Here is a 24,426-nt window from a genome sequence, read left to right on the forward strand (position 1 = left end):
ACCTCTATGCATTCGCTACTACAGCGCAGCAGCAGCGTCCTGCTGAATCTGGGCACCTTGCTGCTGTTGCTCGACCTGTTGTTGCTCAGCTACGGCGTGTTTGCACGCTACCTGATCGGCAGTTCCCCCATCTGGATGGACGAACTGGCGCGCTATCTGATTATTGGCAGCGTCATGCTCGTGATGGGCACGCTGTGGGTTCGCGGCGGACATATGCGCATCAATCTGCTTGAGCAACATCTGCCGCGCAAACTTGCGAGGGTGCTGAAGCTTTACCAATGGTTGATTGCCCTGTGCTTTTTCGCTTTTGCGACCTGGACAAGCATTCACTACGCCCTCAATGCGAGTCGTTTTCGCAGCATGGGGCTTGGCGTTAGCCGCATGTGGCCACTGATGAGCTTACCCATCGGCTTCGGTCTGCTGACCTTGATGATCCTGATTCAAGGCCCGTGGAGCAATAAGCAAGCGGAGCAACAAATCGAACAAGGAATAGCACCATGATGGGCTTTGCCATGATCGCAGCCTTTGCCGTTAACCTGGTGTTGGGCCTACCGCTGTTCCTGTGTTTGCTGCTGACCGCATTGGTTGGCTTTCTATTTGTCGACCCTAATCTGTTTTTCAATACCTTGCCGCAGCGTTTCTTTGGCGGCATGGATATTTTCTCGCTGATGGCCATTCCATTGTTCATCCTGGCGGGTAACTTGATGAATAGCTCAGGCATGACTCCGCGCCTGATGCGCTTGGCCAATGCGCTGGTCGGGCATTTCCGCGGCGGCCTCGGACACGTCAACGTAGTCGCCGGTGTGTTTTTTGCCGGGGTTAATGGCTCTGCTGCAGCTGATGCATCTGCGCTCAGCACTTTGCTGGTTCCGGCGATGGAAAAAGAAGGCTATTCGCGCAAGTTTGCGGCGGGGCTTACTGCTGGCAGCTCGCTGATCGGGCCTATTATTCCGCCGAGTATCTTCATGATCCTCTACTCCTCACTGACCAACACCTCGGTTGGTGAGTTGTTTCTGGCGGGGGTCATTCCGGGCTTGGTCCTAGCCGTTGGATTTATGATCATCAATGCGATCTACGCCCGCAAAGCAGGCCTCAAAGCACAGCACAAAGCCCCCTCGTGGACAGAAGTGTTTGCCGCAGTGGCGGGCGCATCAACGGCTCTTGTTGCGCCAGTTCTGATCGTTGCCGGTATCGTCTTGGGCGTGGTCACTCCGACCGAGTCGGGTGCAATCATCGTGCTCTATGTGGCACTCATCGGGATTATCCAGCGCGAGCTTTCTCTGAAGGGATTCTGGACTTCAATTCAGGAAACAGTACAACTGACGGCCAGTATCTACGTGATCATTGCCGCAGCCTCAGTGGTTAACTGGCTGCTCAACTATGCACAAGTTGCCAATGAATTCGCGATGCTGCTTCAGCCATTCAATCATTCGCCCACGTTGATGTTGCTGGTGATCAGTTCAATCATCTTCATTTGCGGGATGGTGATGGAAGAAGTCTCGGTGCTGATGTTGCTCACGCCGATCATTGCTCCCGTGGCATTGTCCGCTGGGGTCGATCCTGTGCATTTGGGCCTGATATTCACCCTCAACATCACCATTGCGATGATTACGCCACCGATGGGCTCTTGCCTGTTTATTGTCGCGACCATCAGCAAGTTGAGTATTACCGAAATGTTCAAAGGGATCTGGCCCTTCATTGCCGTGGCCTTGAGCGTGCTCTATCTGTTGATCCTGTTTCCTTCTCTGACGCTGTGGCTACCGCGCCTGCTGAGCTAACAACATGAATACCAATAAACCTATTGCGCACAATCCTGAACCCGACTGGCAAGCAGTTGCTGCGCTGCCCATTGCCGAGTGCAATCAACCGCTGCAAGCGCTCAGCCTGAACCGAACGCTGAGCGTTCATCCGGCGTATCACAAACTTGGCGTGCCCAATGCTATTGCTGAATGCTATGTACGCAGCGAAGTATTCGAGCGTTTGTTGCAGGTAACCAAGTTGCTCCCCAGCGGCATTCGCTTGGTGGTCCTTGATGCATGGCGACCATTCGGCGTGCAGCAATATCTTTACGACAGCTTGTGGGATGCCCTGACCGAGTACCACCCGCAAGCGGATACTGCGCAACTTGAACATCTGACACGCCAGTTTGTGTCGCCGCCAAGCACCAGCAGAACCGCGCCCAGCCCGCATTTAACCGGAGGCGCAGTGGATGTAGCTCTGTGCGACGAAGAGGGTCGCTGGCTCGACATGGGCACCGGCTTCGATGAAGCCAGTCCGCTGTCGGCAAGTGATTACTTCGAGCACATACAACAGCCCGACGCGCAACAAACCCGGATTCGCGACAATCGCCGGATGCTCTATAACGCGATGCATGCGGCTGGCTTCACTAATTTGCCCAGTGAATGGTGGCACTACGATTACGGCGACCAGTTATGGGCCTGGCACAACGGGCTGGATTCAGCGATTTACGGGCCGGCACAAGTTCAGTCACTGGATAATCTGTGGCGCCAACAGCTTGAAAAGCAAATGCAGGCCACCCCACACGAATAAGCACTAAAGGCCCAGTTCAACACCGCAGCGAATATTCACTGCGGTGTTGCATCGAGATCGATACCACTCGTCAGTGTGCAAAATCAATCAAGCTCTTCCACCACGACCAGCTTGGCGGCTCGTTCTACACACCGGCTAATACTCTGCACTTCACAGCACACAGGCTTTAATGCCAGCATTGCGGCTTGGGTTCCTCATTTAGGTTTTTTTATGTCACGCCTGCGTTTTGTTTTTTCTGTGTGCTTATTGCTGATCACCTTGCCGGTAAATGCCGAAGGTTTTATTACCCGCCTGCTCAACCAACCCGTGCCAGGTGGCGTTGCTGTGGTCGATTTGGGCAACGAGGACAAGGCGCCACGCGCGGTTTATCACGGTAAACCGGTGTTGGTCGTGAAAGAGGATCAGCAACGCTGGATCGCGATTGTCGGCATCGCATTAACCGCCAAAGCGGGCACTGACACACTTCAGGTCAGCGGCGATCAAGGTGATAAAACCCTCAGTTTCGAGGTCAAGCCCAAGCACTATAAAGAACAGCGCATCACCATCAAGAACACTCAACAGGTCAATCCCAACGCTGCCAACCTCAAACGCATTAACCGCGAACTTGCCGAGCAGAACGCAGCGTATGATCAGTTCAGTCCTCGCCAGCCAAGTAACTTATTGTTTGATCGCCCTGTCAGCGGCGCCCTTTCAAGCCCGTTTGGGCTGCGCCGTTTCTTTAATGGCGAGGAGCGAAACCCGCACTCCGGGCTTGATTTCGCAGCCCGCAGTGGCACGCCGATCAAGGCGCCGGCTGCCGGCAAGGTGCTGCTCACCGGCAACCTGTTCTTCAACGGCAACACGGTGTTTATTGATCATGGCCAAGGCTTGATCAGTATGTTCTGTCACCTGTCACAGATCGGTGTGAAGGTCGGTGATGAAGTGCCGCGAGGCGGGGTTATTGGCAAAGTCGGTGCAACGGGCCGCGCCACGGGGCCGCATCTGCATTGGAATGTCAGCCTCAACGCCAACCGGGTTGATCCGGCGATTTTCATCGGTGCATTCAAGCCTTGAGTCGCAAACAAGCCTCTGTACAGATCACAGAGCTTTGTTATGGTGCCCGGCGTTTAATGAGGTAAGCAGGAGTTTTTATGCAACAAGAGCTAGCGAATGGTCTGGAGTGGCTGCAACAGCACCCTGACCTGTACACACCGATTGCGCTACTTGCGCTGGTTTTTGTCGCAGCGCTGTGCAATTGGCTGGTCAAGCGCGTTCTCGTTCGCGGGCTGCATCTGGTTGCACGCAATACCCGCTTGTGGCGTGAAGCAAGTATCAAGGAAAGTGGCGTAATCAAACGCCTTTCCAACATCGTCCCGGCACTCATTCTGTCCAACGGTGTACGCATCATCGAAGGCCTGCCGGAATCGCTGGTAACAATTGTCACCAACGTCTGCAGTGCGTTCATTGTGTTAACCGTAGCGCTGGCGATCAATGCCGTGCTCGACATCGTCAACAACGTGTACCAGCGCCGGCCCGACGCGCATCTGCGGCCAATCAAGGGTTACATCCAGGTCGTACAGATCATCATTTCATTGGTCGCTCTGATCCTGATAATCGCAGCGCTGATCGACCGCTCGCCGGTGATTCTGTTGTCTGGCTTGGGCGCCATGGCGGCCGTCTTGATGTTGATTTTCCAGGACACGATCTTGTCACTGGTTGCCAGCATCCAGATATCTTCCAATGACATCGTCCGGGTTGGCGACTGGATCGAAATGCCGCAACTCAATGCCGATGGCGATGTTATCGATATCGCTTTGCATATGGTCAAGGTGCAGAACTGGGATAAAACCATTACCAGCATTCCAACCCGGCGTTTTATCACCGACCCCTTCAAGAACTGGCGCGGTATGCAGGAATGCGGTGGGCGGCGAATCAAGCGCAGCCTCTACCTCGATCAATCGAGCATTCACTTTCTCAGTGCCGATGAGCTGGCGCACCTGCAACAGATGAAGCTGCTTAAACAATACCTGAGCGACAAAAATGCCGAGGTCAGTCAATGGAACAAGGATCTCGCTGGCGATGCAGAAGTTCAAGCGAACACAAGGCGCTTGACCAATATCGGCACATTGCGCGCCTACATTGAAAACTACCTTAAGCATCACCCGGATATTCATCAACAGATGACCCAACTGGTGCGCCAACTTGCGCCGACCGCCGAAGGCTTGCCGATAGAAATTTACTGCTTCACCACGACCACATCCTGGGGCCGCTACGAAGGGATCCAATCGGATATTTTCGATCACATGCTGGCAATCATGCCGGAGTTTGGCCTGCGGGTTTACCAACATCCAAGTGGCATGGATATGCGCGAATTGCGCCAACAATTCCCGTTCAGCCAAGCTGATTGAATAAGGGTCTGGGCCCTTGGTTAAGTGCAACGCCTGACCAAGGGCAACACCGCGCAATATTTAAATAATATTCCACATTAATGCGCAATTAATTCGCGCCATACTCACGACAACAACCAAAATCACCAATTTTCCAAGCATGCTTGCCAGCTTTAACCTAGCGCAGTAGTGTAGACCCATGAATACTTCTCACACCCTGTTTCTTCAGCGGCAACACGCCAATCTCTGCTTGGTTAGCCAGCGACTGCGTAGCTAAAACTGCTTCGCCTCGCCCGCGCTCCCCATTGATTACACCTGTTCAATATCAGGTCGCCGCCTCCAAGGATTTATCATGAGCATGCTTAAAGACCCATCACGTAAATACCGTGCTTTTACGCCGATTAATTTGCCTGACCGCACTTGGCCATCAAAAACCATTACCGAAGTGCCGATCTGGTGCAGCTCTGACCTGCGTGACGGTAACCAGTCGTTGATTGAACCGATGGATGCCGAGAAGAAGATGCGCTTCTTCAAGACCTTGGTGCAGGTCGGTATCAAACAGATTGAAGTGGGCTTTCCTTCTGCCTCACAGACTGATTTCGACTTCGTGCGCACCTTGATCACCGACGGTCACATCCCTGACGACACCACTATTCAAGTGTTGACCCAGGCCCGTGAAGACTTGATCACCCGCACCTTTGAATCACTCAAGGGCGCCAAGAAGGCCATCGTCCACGTTTACAACGCGACGGCACCATCGTTTCGCCGTATCGTGTTTAACCTCGACAAGGCTGGCGTAGTCGACATCGCAACCAACGCCGCCAAAGTCATCAAGCGTTTGGCCGATGAGCAGCCAGACACGCAGTGGACGTTCCAGTACTCGCCTGAAATCTTCTCCTCTACCGAGTTGGATTTCGCCGTCGAAGTCTGCGATGCGGTGCTCGATGTTTGGCAACCAACGCCAGACAACAAAGTCATCCTCAACCTGCCGACCACTGTTGAAGTGGCGACGCCAAACGTCTACGCCGACCAGATTGAATGGTTTGGCCGCAACATTAGCCGCCGCGACAGCGTCTTGATCAGCCTGCACACCCACAATGACCGAGGCACGGGCGTTGCAGCCAGTGAATTGGGCTTGATGGCCGGTGCTGACCGGGTTGAGGGGTGCTTGTTTGGTAACGGCGAGCGCACTGGCAACGTTGACTTGGTCAACCTCGCACTGAACCTCTACACCCAGGGCATTAATCCGGGCTTGGACTTCTCCGACATTGATGCCGTGCGCAAAGTGGTCGAAGAATGTAACCAGTTACCGGTTCATCCGCGCCACCCGTACGTTGGCGACCTGGTACACACTGCGTTCTCGGGCTCGCACCAAGATGCAATCCGTAAAGGTCTGACCCAACAGAAATCAGACGCTATCTGGGAAGTACCGTACTTGCCGATTGACCCTGCTGATATTGGTCGCAGCTATGAAGCGGTGATTCGCGTCAACAGCCAATCCGGCAAAGGCGGCATCACCTTCCTGCTCGAACAGGAATACGGCGTGTGCTTACCACGACGCATGCAAATCGAGTTCAGCCAAGTTGTCCAGAAAGAAACGGATCGCTTGGGTCTGGAGATGACTGCCGAGCAGATCTACAGCTTGTTCAAAACCGAGTTTCTGCAAGCCTCCAGCCCTTATGCACTTAAAGGTCACCGCTTGCAGGAAGAAAACGGCACCAGCGCGGTGGACGTTGAAGTCATCAGCGGCGGCGAAAGCAAGCACTGGAGTGGCATCGGCAAGGGACCACTGGAAGCCTTGGTCGCGGGCCTGCCCTTCGATGTAGAAATCATGGATTACTCGGAGCATGCGATTGGTGCTGGAACCAACGCCAAAGCTGCCGCCTATATTGAGCTGCGAATGGATGGTGGCCGTGCGCTGCATGGCGCAGGTATCGACGAGAACCTGACGACTGCCAGCTTCCGCGCCCTGTTCAGCGCGCTGAATCGCGCCGTAGTTCAGGCTCAAGAAGCGGCGTAGCGCGCTTACTGAGAAGTGTTGCAATCAACAACCCCGCCAATTGGCGGGGTTGTTTGCATTTGGCTCTAGACCTGTTACTGCTGCCCCTAAAACAAGTTCAGAAACAACGTCACCTCAATAATTGCTACAAGCATGACCAACAACAGCAACAAACAAATACCTACAACTCTCAAGTTTGAATAAAACGCCTTCGGTTGCAGTTCGACTGAGTCTGCAAAGCTGAGCTTCGCGTAGACAAGCATTGCCAGCGTTTCCAGTGCAATTAACAACTGCACACCGAAAGCTTCTGGTAGCAAACCGGAAATGCCGAAAGCCGCAACAAACAGGCTGATAGCAATGGCCCAGAGCCTGAATGACTGATTACTGCGCCCCAGCACGTTGAAGTTATGCTGCATCACAAACGCGCCAGCCAGAGGCGAGCCAAGGAGTGTGGCCAAGACAATCGCAGTAACAGAGTACAGCTTGGCGTCGTCAACACCGGCGCAGCGAGGCAGTTGGTCTAGCGTGCCGGGTGACGTGGAAACCATCATGTAAAACCTTTGCTTCAACCAAGGGTAAATGTATCGGCGTCGCGGTCAGCGGGGAAACGCTGGCGATACTCTGCTAAATCAACACCTTTTAGAGTTACACAATGAACACCTGTTACATCGGCACTCTCGAGTAGCACCTCTCCTTGAAAATCAATGACTTTAGAATCACCACTGTAGGCATGTCCCTTGCCATCCGTGCCTGTGCGATTAACCGCAGCCACAAAGCACAAGTTCTCGATCGCCCGTGCGGGCAACAGACGATTCCAGTGATTGCGCCGCGCCGCTGGCCAGTTGGCGGTGTAGAGCAGTAAATCAGTATCTGTTGCGTCACGGCTCCAAACAGGAAACCGCAGGTCGTAACAAATCAGCGGCCGTATATTCCAACCTTTGAGGCTAAACAAGGCTTGCTGTTCGCCAGCGGCAAAATGCTTGTGCTCCCCGGCCATGCGAAATAGATGACGTTTGTCGTAATGCGCAACAGATCCATCCGGGCGCGCCCAGATCAGGCGATTGCGATAACTACCGTCTGAGGCCTGAATAATCAGGCTGCCAGTCACCACTGCGTTCATGCGAGCAGCTTGCTCAATCATCCATTGGCAGCTCGGCCCGCCTTCGGGCTCGGCCAGTTTGGATGAATCCATCGAGAAACCGGTGCTGAACATTTCCGGCAGCACCACTAAATCGGCGCCCTCAACGGAGGCCAGCAACTGCTCGAAATGCTCACGATTGGCGGCTGGGTCTTGCCAAACCAGATCACTCTGGACCAGCGCAAGATTAAGGTCTGGCAACGCTGTTAAATCGCGCATAATTTCTCCGCTGCTTGGCGCAAGGTGTCTTCACGCTTGGCGAAGCAGAACCTGACCAAGCGTAAGTCTTTCGGTGCTTGCTGATAAAAAACCGACACCGGAATTGTCGCCACGCCATGCTCACGCGTCAGCCATTCAGACATTGCCACGTCATCAAGATCATCGCGAATAGCCGAGTAATCAGCCAGTTGAAAATAAGTGCCCGGAGTTGGGGTAAAGCTAAAGCGCGAGTCTTTTAGCAAGTCGCAGAACAGGTCACGCTTGGCCTGATAAAACCCCGGCAGCTCTGTGACATGCTGCGGCTGCTCACTCATAAAATCTGCCAATGCCCATTGCAACGGAGTCACACCGCAAAAGCTGACATATTGATGGACCTTGCGTAACTCAGCCGTCAACGCCGGTGGCGCAACCACATAGCCGGTTTTCCAGCCAGTGACGTGGTAAGTCTTGCCAAAAGAGCTGACCACGAACGCGCGCTGATACAACTCTTCGTGCGCTAATACACTGGTATGCGTGACACCATCGAACACCAAGTGTTCGTAGACCTCATCGCTGACCAGATAAACATCTCGATCGCGAATCAGGCTTGCGAGTTGGTCTAGCTCGGCTCGGCTGATCAGCGCGCCACTCGGGTTATGTGGACTGTTGAGGATAATCAGACGGGTCTTGTCACTCAGCGCATCAGTGAAACGCTGCCAGTCAATAGCGAAATCCGGCAAGGCCAACGGCACATGAACGCAGCGACCGCCAGCAAGCTCGACCGAGGGTTCATAGCTGTCATAACAGGGGTCAAAGACTATGACCTCATCACCCGGCTGCACCAGCGCCTGAATCGCACAGAAGATCGCCTGAGTGGCGCCTGGGGTAATAGTGACCTCGGTATCGGCGTTGACTGTGCTGCCGTAGCAACGAGCAATCTTGGCGGCGACTTGCTCACGCAACGCCGGCAACCCGGTCATGGCTGTGTATTGATTGTGGCCCGCTGCGATATGTCGACCAACTGCGTCGCGCAGAGCAAGCGGCCCATCAAAGTCAGGAAAGCCTTGCGACAGATTCAGCGCACCGGTTTCCATGGCGAGCTGGGACATACGGGTAAAGATGGTTGTGCCAACATTAGGCAACTTGCTGATGATCATCACACCTTCCTGCTGCACACGCCCGACGAGGCGATTAATAACCGCAGGATAACGGATCAGCCAGACATGAAAAAGGCGCCCGTAAGGCGCCTTTTCCGACATCAGCAAAATAGCCGGTCTAGCGTTTGTCTTTACGCTTTTTCTCAGCTTTTTTGTGGTGACTCATCAAGCGACGCTTCTTGTTCACCTGACGATCCGTAAGGGTGTTTTTATTGCCCTCATACGGGTTCTCACCGCCTTTGTATTCAATGCGGATCGGCGTACCGACCAGCTTCAGCACGCGGCGATAAGTGTTCTCCAAGTAACGCGAATACGCGCGCGGCACCGACTCAACCTGATTACCGTGAATAACGATCAGCGGCGGGTTTGCACCACCCAAGTGAGCGTAACGCAGCTTGATCCGGCGACCGTTAACCAGTGGAGGCTGGTGTTCACGCACCGCATCTTCAAGGATCTGAGTCAGGCGATTGGTTGGCCAGCGGGTGATCGCTGACTGGAACGAAGCCTGAACCGACTTGTACAGATGCCCCACACCAGTGCCATGTAGCGCTGAAATAAAGTGAATATCAGCGAAGTCCACAAAGAACAAACGACGCTGCAACTCGGTTTTAACGTAATCGCGTTCGCTTGGCTCCATGCCGTCCCACTTGTTCAGGGCGATAACCAGCGCACGACCACTTTCCAGGACAAAACCGAGCAAGTTCAGGTCGTGATCGACCACGCCTTCGCGCGCATCCATGACGAACACGACAACGTTGGAGTCTTGAATTGCCTGCAGAGTTTTAACCACCGAGAACTTCTCGACAGCTTCAAAAATCTTGCCGCGACGACGCACACCCGCGGTATCGATCAGCGTGTACTTCTCATCATCCCGCTCAAACGGGATGTAGATACTGTCGCGCGTAGTGCCAGCCTGGTCATAAACAATAACCCGGTCTTCGCCGAGCATGCGGTTGACCAGTGTCGATTTACCGACGTTTGGACGACCGATGATAGCCAGCTTGATGCCGTCTTTCTCGCTTGGCCCAGGAATACGCTTGGCTTCCTCGCCTTCGGCAACCTCTTCAGGCTCTTCGCCCTCCTCCAGCTCGCCAGCATCTTTAGGGAAGCGACTTAGCACGGCTTCAAGCATCTGCGAGATGCCACGACCGTGGGCACCGGCAATCGCCAGCGACTCGCCCATACCCATTGAGGAAAACTCAGCACGCGCCAAGTCAGGGTCAAGATTGTCGACCTTGTTGATGATCAGGTGGCTGTCCTTATTGCGCTTACGCAGGTGCTCACCAATCATCTGGTCTGAGGCAGACAACCCCGCCCGTGCATCCACCAGAAACAACACCACATCAGCTTCTTCGATAGCCTGCAGCGACTGCTCGGCCATCTTTGCATCAATTCCTTCTTCATCGCCGGAAATACCACCGGTATCGACGACAATGTAGGTGCGTCCCTGCCACTTGGCCTCGCCATACTGACGATCACGGGTTAAACCCGACAGGTCACCAACGATGGCATCGCGGGTCCTGGTCAAGCGGTTGAATAGAGTGGACTTACCGACGTTCGGTCGGCCCACCAGGGCAATTACGGGAACCATTAGGCTCTCCACTTCGTTATTTCAGAAAATACAAAGGCCGCTGCATGAGCAGCGGCCGGAATTCAAAGCTAGGCCTGGACGCTACAAATGCAGCATAGACAAGCCTGTCAGTTGCCAGCTATTTGATCGTGTAAGCGACCAACTTTCCACTGTTACCAAAGGCATACAGCCAATCGCCGTCAACCAGTGGGCGTGCGCGAAGGCCATCACTGTCAACATGCTCACGACCGACAAAACGACCGTCAATCTGGCTGATCAGATGCAGGTAGCCTTCAAAATCGCCAAATGCGATATAGCTGGAAAATACTTCAGGAGCCGACAACTGGCGACGGGCCAGTGCATCATTGCTCCACAGTGCCGACGCTGAACGCTCATCAACACCTTCAATCGTGCCATTGGCCAAGCTGACGTAAACAGTGCCGAAGCCTTGCGCTACCCCAACTGAGCTAGAGGCTTCACGCTGCCAAAGCACACGACCTGACTCCAGGTCCAGAGCGGCAACACGACCTTGATAGCTGACCACGTAAAGCTTGCCACCCGAAAGCAGCAGGCCACCGTCAATATCAACCACGCGATCCAACTCTGAGCGACCCTGTGGCACAGCAACGCGTTGCTCCCAAACAGGTATGCCGCGCTGTGCATCCAATGCAATGACCTTACCGCTGGACAATGCAGCAATGGCAAGATTATTGGTTAGCACCGGCGCACTGGTTCCGCGCAGAGTCAGTACTGCTGGGGTGTTATCAAAGCTCCAGCGCTGGTTACCGCTCTGTGCATCAAACGCGATCAAACGGTCATCCTGGGTTTGCACCAGAACAATGTCACCGTTGATTGCAGGCGCTGAAAGCACTTCACTGTTGACCCGAGCGCGCCACTGTTCTTCACCGGTGCTGGAATCCAGAGCGATAATTTCGCCCTTGAGCGTGCCCAGCAAAACCAAACCATAGCCGGCACCCACAGCGCCAGAAACAGGAAGGTCCAGATCGTTTTCCCAGAGAACATCGCCAGTCATGCGATCCATTGCCATGACAACGCCATGAACATCGGCAGCAATGATCTTTTCGCCCTCAATCGCAGGCTGAAGCATGTTGAACGTTTCACCTTGGCCATCGCCAATTGAACGATCCCACTGCTCATCGAGTTCAACTTCTGCAGTGAAGTCAGGCAACTCTGCGGGAGGCAGTTCCTTCTTGCTACTGCTACTGCAGCCCACGACCAACAAGGCCAGGCTCAGTAGTGCGATATTCTTCCACCGAATCACGTCACGCATCCCCTTTGGCTAGGTCGTCCAGCTTGATTTGCAAGCCACCAACCGCTGCATCTTCAGACAGTGCAGACTTGGCTTTCTGGTAGGCAGCGTGTGCGTCATCGGCACGCCCCAGCTTAACCAGCAGGTCGCCTTTGAGCTCTTCGCGGCTTGCCAAAAATGCTTTATCAGCATCGCCATCAAGCAGTTTCAAGGCTTCTTCCGTTTTGTCTTGCGCAGCCAGCACACGCGCCAGACGCTGACGCGCCAATTCTTCAAGCGTTGCATCAGCTGGCTTATCAACTACAGCTTGCAGTTGGGCGGCAGCATCATTCAGCTCACCCGCCTCGACCGCTACTTTAGCCACAAACAAGCTGCCGTACTGAGCATAATAGGTGCCATCGTACTCACTGCTCAGCTTGCCAGCGATTTCAGCGACTTTACCGGTATCCGGCTTACCACTTGGATCAAGTGCAGTTTCCAGCAGTTGCTGGTAAAGCACTGAAGCGCCTTGAGACTGATTGGCTTGGTACTTCTGCCAGCCCTGCCAGCCCAGCACAGCAATCAGTGCCAACGCACAACCTGCCATCAGCGGCTTGCCATTGCTCTGCCACCAGTCCTTGAGTACCGCTAATTCTTCTTCGTCGTTACGCGAAACCACCCCAATACTCCTTATTCGCTAATTCGCTTAAGCCTGTTTGAGGCTGGTTGCCAGATGTTCTGCAAGAACATCCCAAGCAATACTGTTTTGTTCGCCCTGACCGCGCAGCGGCTTGCAACCTACCACTTGCTGGGCCAGTTCGTCTTCCCCCATGACCAGAGCGAATAACGCACCACTCTTGTCAGCTTTTTTCAACTGGCTTTTGAAACTGCCAGCGCCAGCATTAACTTGCAGACGCAAACCTGGGATTTTATCGCGCAATTGCTCGGCCAACGGGATTGCTGCAAGTTCAGCAGCATCTCCTAAAGCACACAGATACACATCAACGGTACGCGAGATTTCTGCTGGCACTTTATCAAGTGTTTCGATCAACAAGATAAGACGCTCGATGCCCATGGCGAAACCAACGCCTGTGGTCGGCTTACCGCCCATCTGCTCAACCAGCCCATCATACCGACCGCCAGCGCAAACGGTGCCTTGTGCGCCCAGTTTATCGGTTACCCACTCAAAAACAGTTTTGCTGTAGTAGTCGAGACCACGAACCAGCTTTGGATTTATCACATAGGGAATGCCTGCCGCATCAAGACGTGCCTTGAGGCCAGCGAAATGCACGCGCGACTCTTCATCCAGATAGTTTTCAAGCTTTGGCGCATCAACCAGCAGCGCCTGAGTCTCTGGCGACTTGCTGTCGAGAATACGTAGCGGGTTGCTCGACAGACGACGACGGCTGTCTTCATCAAGCTGATCAATCCGCGCGGTCAAATACTCGACCAGGTCGCCACGGTAAACCGCACGCGCTTCACTGGTGCCCAGGCTATTGAGCTCAAGCTTTACCGAGTCACGGATGCCAAGCAGCTTCCACAGGCGCCACGTCAGCATGATCAGCTCAGCATCGATATCCGGACCGTCGAGATTAAAAACCTCAAGACCTATCTGGTGGAACTGACGATAACGGCCTTTCTGCGGACGTTCATGGCGAAACATTTGCCCGATGTACCAGAGCTTTTGCACCTGACCGCCACCGGACAAGCCGTGCTCAAGCACCGCGCGTACGCACGCAGCCGTACCTTCAGGACGCAAGGTAAGCGAGTCACCATTACGGTCTTCGAAGGTATACATCTCTTTTTCAACGATATCGGTGACTTCACCAATCGAGCGCTTGAACAGCTCGGTGAACTCAACAATAGGCATCCGAATCTGACGATAGCCGTAGCCATCCAACAGACCTGCAACGGTGGCTTCAAAATAGCGCCACAGCGGGGTTTGCTCTGGCAGGATGTCGTTCATGCCACGAATGGCTTGCAGGGGCTTACTCAATTCAATTCCTTAGACGTCAAAGCTCTTAGCTGCGAACAATCACAGCGGCATCTGCTGCGAGCTTTTCAGCGGCTTTCTCACGGATCAACTTTTCCAGGTTATCCACGAGGTTTTCGTTATTCAGTTTTTGTGCAGGCTTGCCATCAATGTAGATAAGGTTGTTCGGCGAGCCACCCGTCAAACCGATGTGCGCCTCTTTTGCCTCACCGGGTCCATTGACCACACAGCCAATTACCGCAACATCCAGCGGCACCAGCAGGTCATCCAAGCGACCTTCGAGGTCGTTCATGGTTTTAACCACATCAAAATTCTGCCGTGAACAACTCGGGCAGGCAATGAAGTTGATACCGCGCGAACGCAGGCGCAATGACTTGAGGATATCGAAACCAACTTTGATTTCTTCAACCGGATCAGCCGCCAGCGAGATGCGAATAGTATCGCCAATCCCGTCCGCAAGCAGCATACCCAAGCCAACGGATGATTTTACCGTACCGGAACGTAAACCACCGGCCTCAGTAATACCCAAGTGCAAAGGCTGCTCGATTTGTGTCGCCAGCAGGCGGTAAGCCGCAACCGCCATAAACACATCGGAGGCTTTGACACTGACTTTAAAATCAGGGAAATTCAGCCGATCTAGATGCTCAACATGGCGCAATGCCGACTCAACCAAAGCTTCTGGGGTCGGTTCGCCATATTTCTTTTGCAGGTCTTTTTCCAGCGAACCGGCGTTGACCCCGATACGGATTGGAATGCCTTTGTCACGCGCCGCTTCAACCACTGCACGCACGCGGTCTTCGCGTCCGATGTTGCCCGGGTTGATTCGCAAACAATCAACACCCAATTGCGCAACGCGCAGGGCGATTTGGTAATCAAAGTGGATATCTGCGACCAGCGGCAGGTTCACTTGCTTCTTGATCTTGCCGAATGCCTCTGCGGCATCCATATCTGGGACCGACACGCGCACGATGTCAGCACCGGCCTCCTCCAAACGACGGATCTGCGCGACAGTGGCAGCCACATCATTGGTATCGGTGTTGGTCATGCTTTGTACCGAAATCGGTGAATCACCACCTACCGGTACAGAGCCAACCCAGATTTTACGCGACAAGCGACGCTTGATCGGTGATTCGCCATGCATGAGTTAAAGCCCCAGTTTCAGGCGTGCTGTTTCGCCAGATGCGTAAGGCGCGACATCGACGGCCTGACCGTTATAAGTTACCTGTGCACCGCTAGCAAAACCTAAACGCAGTTCTAAAGGCGCTTTACCAGTAACGTTTAAGCTTTCACCTTTTTTCTTCAAACCGCTGTAAACCACTTTGCCGTTAGCATCTGTCAGTTGAAGCCAGCAGTTTGCGCTGAAATTGATACTTACATTACCTTCGCCAGCAGCCACCGCCGGTGCGGCAGCGGCTTCAGGAGCAGACTCCTGAGAGTCAGCGTCAGGCGTCACGGGCTCAGTTGCGGGTGCAGTACTCGCCGCGTCAGCAGCCGGAGCTGGATCAACCACTACTTCAGCATCAGTTGCGTCAATAGCCACTTCCGGCTCAGGAGGTTCGACAAGTGTGCCGCTGTAGGTCGACAGGTCCAGTTGTGTTTCATTTTGAGCAGCGATTACCGCTTGATCCTCTGGCTCATCCAAGGGATGAATTTGAGTTGAACCATCGGCACCTTCAACTTCAACATGCTCGATGCCTGCAATGGCTGCATCGTCTGCCTGGCGTTCGGCCTGCTCTTGCCACCAGAAGAAACCTACGGTGCCCAAGACAACCAGCATGGCAAAGCTGACAAATCGCAAAACTTTCTGCGAGTAATTAACCGGCTCTTCGATTCGCCCCAGACTCTGCACGTTGCTAGCCGCAACACTGCTGCCGGTGAACAGATCAAACTCTTGAACAATTTCTGTCTGATCAACACCCAACAATTTTGCATAAGTACGCAGGTAACCACGGGCGAATGTAGTGCCCGGCAATTTATCGAATGCGCCTGCTTCAATCTGACCGAGACGCTCGGGGGTCAAATTAAGCTGTGCGGCGACCTCAACAATCGACCAGTTCTTGGCCTCTCGCGCAATGCGCAGAGTTTCACCGGGATTGACGCGATTTGCTGCTATAGCTTCAGGTGGCGCCGATTTCATCATTGCTCCGACAGGTATTGCTTGTATTCCGCAGTACCGGGATACAAACGTTTTAGTTGCAGACCTAAACTTGCTGACTTATTGCGGTCTTCAAATATTTTGGCAAGACGCGCACCCAACAACAGGCTTTCAGCGTTTTGCTCACTAATAAGGCTAAAGCTATCGTAGTAACGGCGCGCTGACACGTAGTCCTGCTCTTTGTACGATATCTCAGCCATGGCAAATAACGCGCGCGGCTGGCGACTATTCAAGCGCAGCGTGCGCTGGAAGTACTTTTTTGCTTGCTCAGTCTGATTAAGCGCTAAAGAGGTTACACCGAGATTCTCAAATACCCGCGAACGTTCTTGGTAGAGGTTATCTTGCGCGGCTTGCTTGTAGCGTTCCAGCGCTTCGTTATAACGCTTTTGCTCAAACAGAAAGCTGCCGTAATTATTCAACAACCGCGCATCGCTCGGACGCTCTGAAATGGCTCTTTTGTAATGTTCATCAGCCAGTTTAGGCTCCATTTCAAGCTGAAACACCAAGGCTAACGCGGCATGCGCATCGGCACTGGATGAGTCAATCTCAAGCGCTTTTTTCAGCGGCACCTTGGCGCGTTCGCTCGCACCTTGCTGAATGTAACCTATACCAAGCTGAATGTAGGCATCCCGCGCCTCTTCACGACCCTTTGCAGTTCTCATCGGATCAACATCACCGGTGGTAACACATCCAGCAAGCAGGCTGGCAAGTAACAAGAACAGCGCGGGGCGCAGGGTCATGGATTTCCTCTCTTCTAATTTCTGTTTGCGGTGGAACGTGGCGACTCTGCCTCGCTGCTCAATTCACGCACGGCAATATAACGCTCGCTGCGGCGAGTACGATCCATCACTTGGCCAACCAACTGGCCACAAGCGGCATCAATATCCTCACCACGCGTTGTACGCACAGTGACATTGTGCCCTGCTTTGTGCAGCAGGTCTTGGAAACGGCGTATCGCATTGTTGCTCGGCCGCTCATATCCCGAGAAAGGAAAGGGATTAAACGGAATCAGGTTGATCTTGCAAGGTACATCTTTGAGAAGTGCGATCATTTCCTCAGCATGCTCAATCTTATCGTTCACATCCTTAAGCAGGGTGTATTCGATAGTCAGCACGCGTTTCTCGCCCAGACCCGAAACATAACGCTTGCATGCTGCGAGGAGCATTTCCAGCGGGTACTTCTTGTTGATCGGAACCAACTGGTTGCGCAGCGCGTCGTTCGGCGCATGCAGCGACAGCGCCAGAGAGACATCAATCTCGCCAGCCAGCTTGTCGATCATTGGCACCACGCCCGAGGTAGACAAGGTCACCTTGCGCTTGGAGATGCCATAGCCAAGGTCGTCCATCATGATCTTCATTGAGGCGACGACATTGTCAAAATTCAGTAACGGCTCGCCCATGCCCATCATCACCACGTTGGTGACGGCGCGATCAACTTTCGCGGGCTGAGAACCGAATGATTTGTTTGCAATCCAGACCTGGCCAATAATTTCGGCGGCGGTAAGGTCGCTGTTAAAGCCTTGTTTACCGGTGGAGCAGAAACTGCAATCCAGCGCACAACCGGCCTGCGACGACACACACAAAGTGCCGCGAGCGCCCTGCGGGATATACACGGTTTCAACACAACTGCCGGATGCCACGCGAACCACCCACTTACGGGTACCATCGGTGGAAATATCTTCACTGACCACTTCCGGGCCGCGAATTTCAGCACAGGCCTTGAGCTTTTCGCGCAAGACCTTGCTGACATTACTCATGGCATCGAAATCATCGATACCAAAGTGGTGAATCCACTTCATTATCTGACCGGCACGGAAACGCTTCTCCCCGATACTGTCGAAGAATTGTTCCATTTCCTGCTGGGTCAGACCCAGAAGATTGATTTTACCGGTCGCAATAGTCATGGTTTCACCTTCACTCGATTCGCTTAGCGAATGCGAGCGCACACCTCAGTAGAGGCGAAGAAGTAAGCAATTTCACGAGCAGCTGACGCTTCGGAATCCGAACCGTGAACAGCGTTTTCGTCGATGGAAACAGCGAAATCAGCACGGATAGTGCCAGCAGCTGCTTCCTTAGGGTTGGTAGCGCCCATCAGTTCGCGGTTTTTCAGGATGGCGCCTTCGCCTTCCAGAACCTGAACGATAACCGGACCGGAAGTCATGAATGCAACCAGGTCCTTGAAGAAGCCACGCTCGCTATGCTCAGCGTAGAAACCGCCAGCTTCGCGCTCGGACAACTGAACCATTTTCGATGCAACAACGCGCAGACCTGCTTTTTCGAAGCGGGTAACGATCTCACCGATGACGTTTTTAGCTACTGCGTCAGGTTTGATGATAGAGAAAGTACGTTCAACAGCCATGTGAAACTCCAAAAAAGAGGGTTAAAGCGAAAAATTAAACCCGCGAATTATACGCGGGTTCTGGGTAAATGCGTAGGGCTCGCGCCTGACGGCGCACTGCCTTGGGTCAAAAATCAGTCGGCTTCTTCGATCCAGGCCGCCTGAATAGCTTCAAGAACCTTCTCTCCGCCACGCTGAGCGTCATCTGAAAATCCCGGCAGTTCGACGACCCAACGGTGCAGATCGACGAAGTTAACGTAGCGAGGGTCAACATCCGGTTTGCTCTCTGCCAACTGAATGGCAATTTCCAGCACATCAGACCACTTAATGCTCATGGTGATGCTCCTTAGTGGCCTTCAGAAACCTGATTAATGGTGTATTTCGGTATTTCGATGACCATATCTTCCTCACCCACCATCACTTGGCAAGACAAGCGCGAATTAGGCTCCAGACCCCAAGCCTTGTCGAGCATGTCATCTTCCAGTTCGTCAGACGGCTCAACGGAATCAAAGCCCTCACGGACCACGACATGGCATGTCGTACACGCGCACGACTTCTCACAGGCGTGTTCGATATTGATGCCATTGCGCAGCGCCGCATTCAACACAGTTTCACCAGGCTGAGCCTCGAAAACCGCACCCTCTGGGCAATGCTCGGCGTGCGGCAAGAAAATCAACTGGGTCATGCTTATTCCTCAATCTCGTTAAGACTACGGCCTGCCAACGCGGCTTTTACCGTGGAATCCAAACGACGCGCGGCAAACGCATCGGTCACTTGGGTCAATCGTTTAGTTTGCTGCTCAAGAGCTAAACCGTCGGTGCCGTCTATCAATTCGCGCAACAGCTCAACCTGGGCATCGATTGCCAGACGCTCTTCGCTGTCCAGCAAACGCTCACCATCGGCTGCGAGCGCGACTTCGACCGCTTCAAGCAGGCGCTTTGCATCAACCTGCTGCTCACGAAGAACCCGCGCTTGTTTATCATCGCCAGCATTACTGAATGAGTCCTGGAGCATTTTCGCGACCTGATCATCTGTCAGGCCATAGGAAGGCTTAACCTGAATGCTTGCCTCGACGCCAGAACCGAGCTCACGTGCAGCAACGCTGAGCAGACCGTCGGCATCGACCTGGAAGGTCACACGTATCTTCGCGGCACCTGCCACCATCGGCGGAATGCCACGCAACTCAAAGCGCGCAAGCGAACGGCAATCACTGATTAGCTCGCGCTCACCCTGCAGCACGTGCACCATCATCGCGCTTTGACCATCTTTGTAGGTGGTGAAGTCCTGGGCGCGAGCTACGGGTATTGTGGTGTTACGCGGAATGACTTTTTCCATCAGCCCACCCATGGTCTCCAGACCCAGCGACAATGGAATCACATCGAGCAGCAACAACTCCTCGCCGTCGCCACGCTTATTGCCAGCCAAGGTGTCGGCCTGAATAGCCGCACCAATGGCAACCACTTGATCCGGATCGATATCGGTCAGCGGCTGACGGGCAAACATTTCAGCAACAGCCTGACGCACACGCGGCACTCGCGTAGAGCCGCCAACCATCACCACAGCGCCAACTTCATCCAACTCAATGCCCGAGTCACGCACGGCGCGGCGGCAGGCTTTAAGGCTGCGCGCAACCATCGGTTCGATCAGTGATTCAAACTGCTCGCGACTCAGCTCTCCGCGCCACTGCTGATAAACCACTTCAACCAAATCACTGCTGGTCAACGCTTCTTTAGCGGCGCAAGCCGTCTCTAACAAGCTGCGCTGGGCGCTTGGATCGATATCAGCGGACAAACCAGCCTGCTCGATAATCCAACTGGCAATCGCGTGATCAAAGTCATCGCCGCCCAGTGCGCTATCGCCGCCGGTAGCCATGACTTCAAACACACCGCTAGTCAGGCGCAGAATCGAGATATCGAAGGTACCGCCACCCAAGTCGTAAATAGCGACAACACCTTCGGCTTTCTGATCAAGGCCGTAAGCAACCGCCGCTGCAGTTGGCTCATTGAGCAACCGCAAAACATTCAACCCGGCAAGACGCGCCGCATCCTTGGTTGCTTGACGCTGTGCTTCATCAAAATATGCAGGCACAGTGATAACAGCACCGACCAGCTCACCACCAAGGGTCAGCTCGGCACGATCGCGCAATACCTTGAGAATTTCAGCGGAAACCTCAACCGGGCTCTTGGCGCCCTGTACCGTTTCGATTGACGGCATCTGCGACTCACCGCCAACAAAGCGGTAAGGCAGCTGCTCACCAAGCTGCTTAACGTCTGCCAAGCCGCGCCCCATCAAGCGCTTAACCGAAACAATGGTATTGAGCGGGTCACTGGAAGCTGCCGCCTTGGCACCCTCGCCCACTTCAATATGATCGGCGTGATAGCGCACAGCTGACGGCAGGATAACTTCGCCAGCAGCATCAGCTAACGACTCGGAAATACCGCTGCGTAACGCAGCAACTAGCGAATTGGTGGTGCCCAGGTCGATCCCAACTGCCAGCCGACGCTGGTGTGGCTGGGGGCTCTGTCCGGGCTCAGCGATCTGCAGTAAGGCCATGGTTTATATGTGCTTTTGTGAATATCAGGCGCACCCGGTCAGGTGCGCGAGCGTTAATCGTCGAGGCGCTCTTCCAACTGGCGGACCTCGTGGGAAAGCTTGTCGAGAAACTGCATACGGCGCATCAGGCGCTCGGCCTCATCACGCTTAGCAGGATCATCCCAACAAACCGCAAAGCTTTCGTTCAGCTCATCCGAGGCAACTTTCAGGCGACGCTTGAACTGCAATACACCGTCAATATCTGCGGCGTCCTGCAGGTCTTCAAGTTCTTCACGCAACTGAATCTGCTGCATCAGGAAGTCTGGGTCATGCACAGTCACTTCAAGCGGTAGCTCAGGGCCACTCAACGCCAACAAGTAACGGGCACGCTGCGGCGCATTCTTAAGCGTTTGATACGCCTCATTAAGGCTCGCAGACTTCTCTAGAGCAATACGTTGCTCACGCGCCTCGGCATCAGCAAAGCGATCTGGATGCACCGCACGCGCCAACTCACGGTAGCGCGTAGCCAGTTGATCAAGGTCCAGCCGAAAACTCGGCTGCAGGTCAAATAAAGCGAAGTGACAAGGAGTACCCACAATAGCCTCAGATGTTGAAGCTTTCGCCGCAGCCACATTCACCGCGTACGTTAGGGTTATTGAACTTGAAACCTTCGTTCAGACCTTCCTTGACGAAATCCAGCTCAGTGCCGTCGAGGTAAACCAAGCTTTTAGGGTCAATAATTACCTTGACCCCGTGACTCTCAAAGACTTGGTCTTCGCCAGCAGTTTCATCGACAAACTCCAGCACATAAGCCAAACCTGAGCAGCCAGTCGTGCGAACAGCCAAACGAATGCCCTCACCTTTACCGCGCCCATCAAGGGAGCGCTGTACGTGCCGGGCGGCGGCTTCGGTCATGCTGATAGCCATCGACAAACCTCCTTAGAGCAAACCTTTCTTCTGCTTGTAGTCACGCACGGCAGCCTTGATGGCGTCCTCAGCGAGTACTGAGCAGTGAATTTTAACCGGCGGCAACGCCAACTCTTCAGCGAGCTGAGTGTTTTTAATCGTTTCAGCTTCATCCAGCGTTTTACCCTTCATCCACTCAGTGGCCAGGGAGCTGGAAGCGATAGCCGAACCGCAACCATAGGTTTTGAACTTGGCGTCTTCAATTACGCCTTCGCCGTTAACCTTGATCTGCAAGCGCATTACGTCGCCGCACGCTGGAGCACCGACCATGCCAGTGCCAACATCAGGGTCCTGCGCATCCATCTTGCCGACGTTGCGCGGGTTTTCGTAGTGGTCAATGACCTTTTCGCTGTAAGCCATGCTCTTAATCCTCAATCATCAGGCGCCGCTCATCGGCAGCTTTAGTGTGCCGCCCATTCAACCTGGGACAGATCGACACCTTCTTTGAACATATCCCACAGTGGCGAAAGCTCACGAAGCTTGGTAACTGCATCGCGAACTTTTGCTGCTGCGTAATCAATCTCTTCTTCAGTGCTGAAACGCCCGAAGGTGAAACGAATAGAGCTGTGTGCCAATTCATCGTTGCGACCCAGCGCGCGCAGAACGTATGACGGCTCAAGCGATGCCGAGGTACAGGCCGAGCCCGAAGAAACAGCCAGATCCTTGAGCGCCATGATCAGCGACTCGCCCTCAACATAGTTGAAGCTGAGGTTAAGATTGTGCGGTACGCGGGCAACCATGCTGCCGTTGACGTACAGCTCTTCCATGTCTTCAAGCTGCGAATAGAAGCGGTCACGCAGGGCCAGCAGACGCTGGTTTTCTGCCGCCATCTCTTCTTTGGCGATACGGAAGGCTTCACCCATGCCGACGCACTGGTGAGTTGCCAACGTGCCGGAACGCATGCCGCGCTCGTGACCGCCACCGTGGGTCTGTGCTTCCAGACGAATACGCGGCTTGCGGCGTACATACAGAGCACCCACACCTTTAGGGCCGTAGGTTTTGTGCGCAGAGAACGACATGAGGTCAACCTTGAGGCTCTCAAGATTGATTTCAACCTTGCCAGTCGACTGTGCCGCGTCGACGTGGAAAATAACCCCACGCGAACGAGTCAGCTCACCGATAGCGGCAATGTCGTTGACCGTACCAATTTCGTTGTTTACGTGCATGATCGAAACCAGAATGGTGTCTTCACGCAAAGCCGCTTCAACCATGGCCGGGGTGATCAAGCCATCTTCACCAGGCTCGATGTAAGTGACCTCGAAACCTTCACGTTCAAGCTGGCGCATGGTGTCGAGAACCGCTTTGTGCTCGATCTTCGAAGTAACAAGGTGCTTACCCTTGCTCTTATAGAAATCAGCGATGCCCTTAATAGCCAGGTTATCGGACTCGGTTGCACCGGAGGTCCAGACGATTTCGCGCGGGTCGGCACCCACCAACTCGGCAACTTGACGACGCGCATTCTCAACCGCTTCTTCAGCTTTCCAACCAAAGAAGTGGGAGCGCGAAGCTGGGTTACCGAAGTTACCGTCAGTTGTCAGACACTCAACCATTTTCTGCGCAACGCGCGGATCAACCGGCGTGGTTGCGGAATAATCGAGGTAAATAGGCAATTTCATTGATTCTCTCCTATCAGGACTCAGGCTTTGCAGGCTGGCACCCTATAAATTCAGTCGACGGCGGATGCTTCGATTTTATCTAGTTGCGGCGCTCTGCCGTTGCAGCGACGCTGGTCCTGGCGATGAGCAACTTCTTGAACCTCACGACGGGTAACCAGATCAGCCAAACTGATACCACTAAGAAACTCATGGATCTGCTGACTCAGGTCACACCACAGATGATGCGTCAAACAGGTATCACCTGCATGACAGTCGCCCTGCCCTTGGCAACGCGTTGCATCAACCGATTCATTGACTGCATCAATCACTTCTGCAACTTGGATACCGGCCATATCACGCGCCAGCTGATAACCTCCGCCCGGACCGCGAACACTGGAAACCAAGCTTCCACGTCGCAATTTGGCGAACAGTTGCTCCAAGTAGGAAAGGGAAATCCCCTGACGCTCAGAAATATCAGCAAGGGACACGGGGCCGTTTTGCGCGTGCAACGCCAAGTCAAGCATGGCGGTGACGGCGTATCGGCCTTTGGTTGTCAGTCTCATCGAAGAGGCACCGGGGATTACAATATGCTGCAAATTATGCAATTCCCGAGTATTTAAG

Annotated in this window: 26 protein-coding genes; 6 read left to right on the forward strand and 20 right to left on the reverse strand. The window is 53.9% G+C overall.

Annotated elements, in window-relative coordinates; all coding sequences use genetic code 11:
• Positions 1–6: 6 nt before the first annotated feature.
• From ACN0UH_RS06225 to leuA, 6 genes are all read left to right on the forward strand, one after another.
• A complete protein-coding gene (locus ACN0UH_RS06225; protein ID WP_417661247.1) occupies positions 7–501 on the forward strand; it encodes a TRAP transporter small permease in 495 nt (164 codons plus the stop codon).
• Positions 498–1,778: a TRAP transporter large permease gene (locus ACN0UH_RS06230; protein WP_417661248.1), complete on the forward strand. Its 1,281-nt coding sequence runs from the start codon at positions 498–500 to the stop codon at positions 1,776–1,778. The genes ACN0UH_RS06225 and ACN0UH_RS06230 overlap by 4 nt, the downstream gene beginning before the upstream one ends.
• A gap of 4 nt (positions 1,779–1,782) precedes the next feature.
• Positions 1,783–2,550: a M15 family metallopeptidase gene (locus ACN0UH_RS06235; protein WP_417661249.1), complete on the forward strand. Its 768-nt coding sequence runs from the start codon at positions 1,783–1,785 to the stop codon at positions 2,548–2,550.
• Positions 2,551–2,760: 210 nt separating this feature from the next.
• Positions 2,761–3,603, forward strand: a complete 843-nt coding sequence (locus ACN0UH_RS06240) for a peptidoglycan DD-metalloendopeptidase family protein (protein WP_417661250.1) — start codon at positions 2,761–2,763, stop codon at positions 3,601–3,603.
• Between the two features lie 77 nt (positions 3,604–3,680).
• Positions 3,681–4,937: a mechanosensitive ion channel family protein gene (locus ACN0UH_RS06245; RefSeq protein ID WP_417661251.1), complete on the forward strand. Its 1,257-nt coding sequence runs from the start codon at positions 3,681–3,683 to the stop codon at positions 4,935–4,937.
• 331 nt (positions 4,938–5,268) lie between these two features.
• Positions 5,269–6,936: a 2-isopropylmalate synthase gene (gene leuA / locus ACN0UH_RS06250; protein ID WP_417661252.1), complete on the forward strand. Its 1,668-nt coding sequence runs from the start codon at positions 5,269–5,271 to the stop codon at positions 6,934–6,936.
• A gap of 86 nt (positions 6,937–7,022) precedes the next feature.
• Here leuA and ACN0UH_RS06255 read toward each other — a convergent pair whose 3' ends face one another.
• The 20 genes from ACN0UH_RS06255 to iscR all read right to left on the reverse strand — a co-directional run bounded on the left by ACN0UH_RS06255 (position 7,023) and on the right by iscR (position 24,368).
• Positions 7,023–7,466, reverse strand: coding sequence for a hypothetical protein (locus tag ACN0UH_RS06255; RefSeq protein WP_417661253.1), 444 nt, complete (start codon positions 7,464–7,466; stop codon positions 7,023–7,025).
• 14 nt (positions 7,467–7,480) lie between these two features.
• Positions 7,481–8,272 carry an amidohydrolase gene (locus tag ACN0UH_RS06260; protein ID WP_417661254.1) on the reverse strand — a complete coding sequence of 264 codons (792 nt, stop codon included), beginning with the start codon at positions 8,270–8,272 and terminating at the stop codon, positions 7,481–7,483.
• Entirely contained in the window at positions 8,260–9,408 is a 1,149-nt protein-coding gene (locus ACN0UH_RS06265) for a pyridoxal phosphate-dependent aminotransferase (RefSeq protein ID WP_417661451.1), read from the reverse strand. Before ACN0UH_RS06265 ends, ACN0UH_RS06260 begins: the two co-directional genes overlap by 13 nt.
• Before the next feature lie 118 nt (positions 9,409–9,526).
• A complete protein-coding gene (gene der, locus ACN0UH_RS06270) occupies positions 9,527–10,999 on the reverse strand; it encodes a ribosome biogenesis GTPase Der (protein WP_417661255.1) in 1,473 nt (490 codons plus the stop codon).
• A 118-nt stretch (positions 11,000–11,117) separates the two neighbouring features.
• Entirely contained in the window at positions 11,118–12,269 is a 1,152-nt protein-coding gene (gene bamB, locus ACN0UH_RS06275; RefSeq protein WP_417661256.1) for an outer membrane protein assembly factor BamB, read from the reverse strand.
• A complete protein-coding gene (locus tag ACN0UH_RS06280) occupies positions 12,262–12,906 on the reverse strand; it encodes a tetratricopeptide repeat protein (protein ID WP_417661257.1) in 645 nt (214 codons plus the stop codon). The genes bamB and ACN0UH_RS06280 overlap by 8 nt, the downstream gene beginning before the upstream one ends.
• A 27-nt stretch (positions 12,907–12,933) precedes the next feature.
• Positions 12,934–14,223, reverse strand: coding sequence for a histidine--tRNA ligase (gene hisS, locus ACN0UH_RS06285; protein WP_417661258.1), 1,290 nt, complete (start codon positions 14,221–14,223; stop codon positions 12,934–12,936).
• A gap of 25 nt (positions 14,224–14,248) precedes the next feature.
• The gene (gene ispG / locus ACN0UH_RS06290; protein ID WP_417661259.1) at positions 14,249–15,361 is read right to left on the reverse strand and encodes a flavodoxin-dependent (E)-4-hydroxy-3-methylbut-2-enyl-diphosphate synthase; all 1,113 of its coding nucleotides are present in this window, start codon (positions 15,359–15,361) and stop codon (positions 14,249–14,251) included.
• A gap of 3 nt (positions 15,362–15,364) precedes the next feature.
• The gene (locus ACN0UH_RS06295; protein WP_417661260.1) at positions 15,365–16,357 is read right to left on the reverse strand and encodes a RodZ domain-containing protein; all 993 of its coding nucleotides are present in this window, start codon (positions 16,355–16,357) and stop codon (positions 15,365–15,367) included.
• Positions 16,357–17,115, reverse strand: coding sequence for a type IV pilus biogenesis/stability protein PilW (gene pilW, locus ACN0UH_RS06300; RefSeq protein ID WP_417661261.1), 759 nt, complete (start codon positions 17,113–17,115; stop codon positions 16,357–16,359). Before pilW ends, ACN0UH_RS06295 begins: the two co-directional genes overlap by 1 nt.
• A gap of 14 nt (positions 17,116–17,129) precedes the next feature.
• Complete coding sequence (gene rlmN, locus ACN0UH_RS06305) at positions 17,130–18,278, reverse strand: 23S rRNA (adenine(2503)-C(2))-methyltransferase RlmN (protein WP_417661262.1); 1,149 nt, start codon at positions 18,276–18,278, stop codon at positions 17,130–17,132.
• 23 nt (positions 18,279–18,301) lie between these two features.
• The gene (ndk, locus tag ACN0UH_RS06310; RefSeq protein ID WP_417661263.1) at positions 18,302–18,733 is read right to left on the reverse strand and encodes a nucleoside-diphosphate kinase; all 432 of its coding nucleotides are present in this window, start codon (positions 18,731–18,733) and stop codon (positions 18,302–18,304) included.
• A gap of 113 nt (positions 18,734–18,846) precedes the next feature.
• The gene (gene iscX, locus ACN0UH_RS06315; RefSeq protein WP_417661264.1) at positions 18,847–19,047 is read right to left on the reverse strand and encodes a Fe-S cluster assembly protein IscX; all 201 of its coding nucleotides are present in this window, start codon (positions 19,045–19,047) and stop codon (positions 18,847–18,849) included.
• Positions 19,048–19,058: 11 nt separating this feature from the next.
• Positions 19,059–19,397, reverse strand: a complete 339-nt coding sequence (gene fdx / locus ACN0UH_RS06320) for an ISC system 2Fe-2S type ferredoxin (RefSeq protein WP_417661265.1) — start codon at positions 19,395–19,397, stop codon at positions 19,059–19,061.
• Between the two features lie 2 nt (positions 19,398–19,399).
• The gene (gene hscA / locus ACN0UH_RS06325; protein WP_417661266.1) at positions 19,400–21,265 is read right to left on the reverse strand and encodes a Fe-S protein assembly chaperone HscA; all 1,866 of its coding nucleotides are present in this window, start codon (positions 21,263–21,265) and stop codon (positions 19,400–19,402) included.
• Between the two features lie 53 nt (positions 21,266–21,318).
• Positions 21,319–21,840 (reverse strand): co-chaperone HscB, encoded by a 522-nt coding sequence (gene hscB, locus ACN0UH_RS06330; protein WP_087516040.1) that lies wholly within the window; start codon positions 21,838–21,840, stop codon positions 21,319–21,321.
• A gap of 7 nt (positions 21,841–21,847) precedes the next feature.
• Positions 21,848–22,171, reverse strand: coding sequence for an iron-sulfur cluster assembly protein IscA (gene iscA, locus ACN0UH_RS06335; protein WP_087516039.1), 324 nt, complete (start codon positions 22,169–22,171; stop codon positions 21,848–21,850).
• A 12-nt stretch (positions 22,172–22,183) separates the two neighbouring features.
• Positions 22,184–22,570, reverse strand: a complete 387-nt coding sequence (iscU, locus tag ACN0UH_RS06340; protein WP_010484583.1) for a Fe-S cluster assembly scaffold IscU — start codon at positions 22,568–22,570, stop codon at positions 22,184–22,186.
• A gap of 41 nt (positions 22,571–22,611) precedes the next feature.
• A complete protein-coding gene (locus tag ACN0UH_RS06345) occupies positions 22,612–23,826 on the reverse strand; it encodes an IscS subfamily cysteine desulfurase (RefSeq protein WP_417661267.1) in 1,215 nt (404 codons plus the stop codon).
• A 50-nt stretch (positions 23,827–23,876) separates the two neighbouring features.
• Positions 23,877–24,368, reverse strand: a complete 492-nt coding sequence (gene iscR, locus ACN0UH_RS06350) for a Fe-S cluster assembly transcriptional regulator IscR (RefSeq protein WP_417661268.1) — start codon at positions 24,366–24,368, stop codon at positions 23,877–23,879.
• Positions 24,369–24,426: the final 58 nt, after the last annotated feature.

It is taken from the genome of Pseudomonas sp. (assembly GCF_048265905.1).
Classification (GTDB): Bacteria; Pseudomonadota; Gammaproteobacteria; order Pseudomonadales; family Pseudomonadaceae; genus Aquipseudomonas.

Coding starts and splice junctions, on each gene's coding strand:
- ACN0UH_RS06225 (WP_417661247.1), top strand. CDS start 7: ATGCATTCGCTACTACAGCGCAGCAGCAGCGTCCTGCTGAATCTGGGC.
- ACN0UH_RS06230 (WP_417661248.1), top strand. CDS start 498: ATGATGGGCTTTGCCATGATCGCAGCCTTTGCCGTTAACCTGGTGTTG.
- ACN0UH_RS06235 (WP_417661249.1), top strand. CDS start 1,783: ATGAATACCAATAAACCTATTGCGCACAATCCTGAACCCGACTGGCAA.
- ACN0UH_RS06240 (WP_417661250.1), top strand. CDS start 2,761: ATGTCACGCCTGCGTTTTGTTTTTTCTGTGTGCTTATTGCTGATCACC.
- ACN0UH_RS06245 (WP_417661251.1), top strand. CDS start 3,681: ATGCAACAAGAGCTAGCGAATGGTCTGGAGTGGCTGCAACAGCACCCT.
- leuA (WP_417661252.1), top strand. CDS start 5,269: ATGAGCATGCTTAAAGACCCATCACGTAAATACCGTGCTTTTACGCCG.
- ACN0UH_RS06255 (WP_417661253.1), bottom strand. CDS start 7,466: ATGATGGTTTCCACGTCACCCGGCACGCTAGACCAACTGCCTCGCTGC.
- ACN0UH_RS06260 (WP_417661254.1), bottom strand. CDS start 8,272: ATGCGCGATTTAACAGCGTTGCCAGACCTTAATCTTGCGCTGGTCCAG.
- ACN0UH_RS06265 (WP_417661451.1), bottom strand. CDS start 9,408: ATGATCATCAGCAAGTTGCCTAATGTTGGCACAACCATCTTTACCCGT.
- der (WP_417661255.1), bottom strand. CDS start 10,999: ATGGTTCCCGTAATTGCCCTGGTGGGCCGACCGAACGTCGGTAAGTCC.
- bamB (WP_417661256.1), bottom strand. CDS start 12,269: ATGCGTGACGTGATTCGGTGGAAGAATATCGCACTACTGAGCCTGGCC.
- ispG (WP_417661259.1), bottom strand. CDS start 15,361: ATGCATGGCGAATCACCGATCAAGCGTCGCTTGTCGCGTAAAATCTGG.
- ACN0UH_RS06295 (WP_417661260.1), bottom strand. CDS start 16,357: ATGAAATCGGCGCCACCTGAAGCTATAGCAGCAAATCGCGTCAATCCC.
- pilW (WP_417661261.1), bottom strand. CDS start 17,115: ATGACCCTGCGCCCCGCGCTGTTCTTGTTACTTGCCAGCCTGCTTGCT.
- rlmN (WP_417661262.1), bottom strand. CDS start 18,278: ATGACTATTGCGACCGGTAAAATCAATCTTCTGGGTCTGACCCAGCAG.
- ndk (WP_417661263.1), bottom strand. CDS start 18,733: ATGGCTGTTGAACGTACTTTCTCTATCATCAAACCTGACGCAGTAGCT.
- iscX (WP_417661264.1), bottom strand. CDS start 19,047: ATGAGCATTAAGTGGTCTGATGTGCTGGAAATTGCCATTCAGTTGGCA.
- fdx (WP_417661265.1), bottom strand. CDS start 19,397: ATGACCCAGTTGATTTTCTTGCCGCACGCCGAGCATTGCCCAGAGGGT.
- hscA (WP_417661266.1), bottom strand. CDS start 21,265: ATGGCCTTACTGCAGATCGCTGAGCCCGGACAGAGCCCCCAGCCACAC.
- iscA (WP_087516039.1), bottom strand. CDS start 22,171: ATGGCTATCAGCATGACCGAAGCCGCCGCCCGGCACGTACAGCGCTCC.
- iscU (WP_010484583.1), bottom strand. CDS start 22,570: ATGGCTTACAGCGAAAAGGTCATTGACCACTACGAAAACCCGCGCAAC.
- ACN0UH_RS06345 (WP_417661267.1), bottom strand. CDS start 23,826: ATGAAATTGCCTATTTACCTCGATTATTCCGCAACCACGCCGGTTGAT.
- iscR (WP_417661268.1), bottom strand. CDS start 24,368: ATGAGACTGACAACCAAAGGCCGATACGCCGTCACCGCCATGCTTGAC.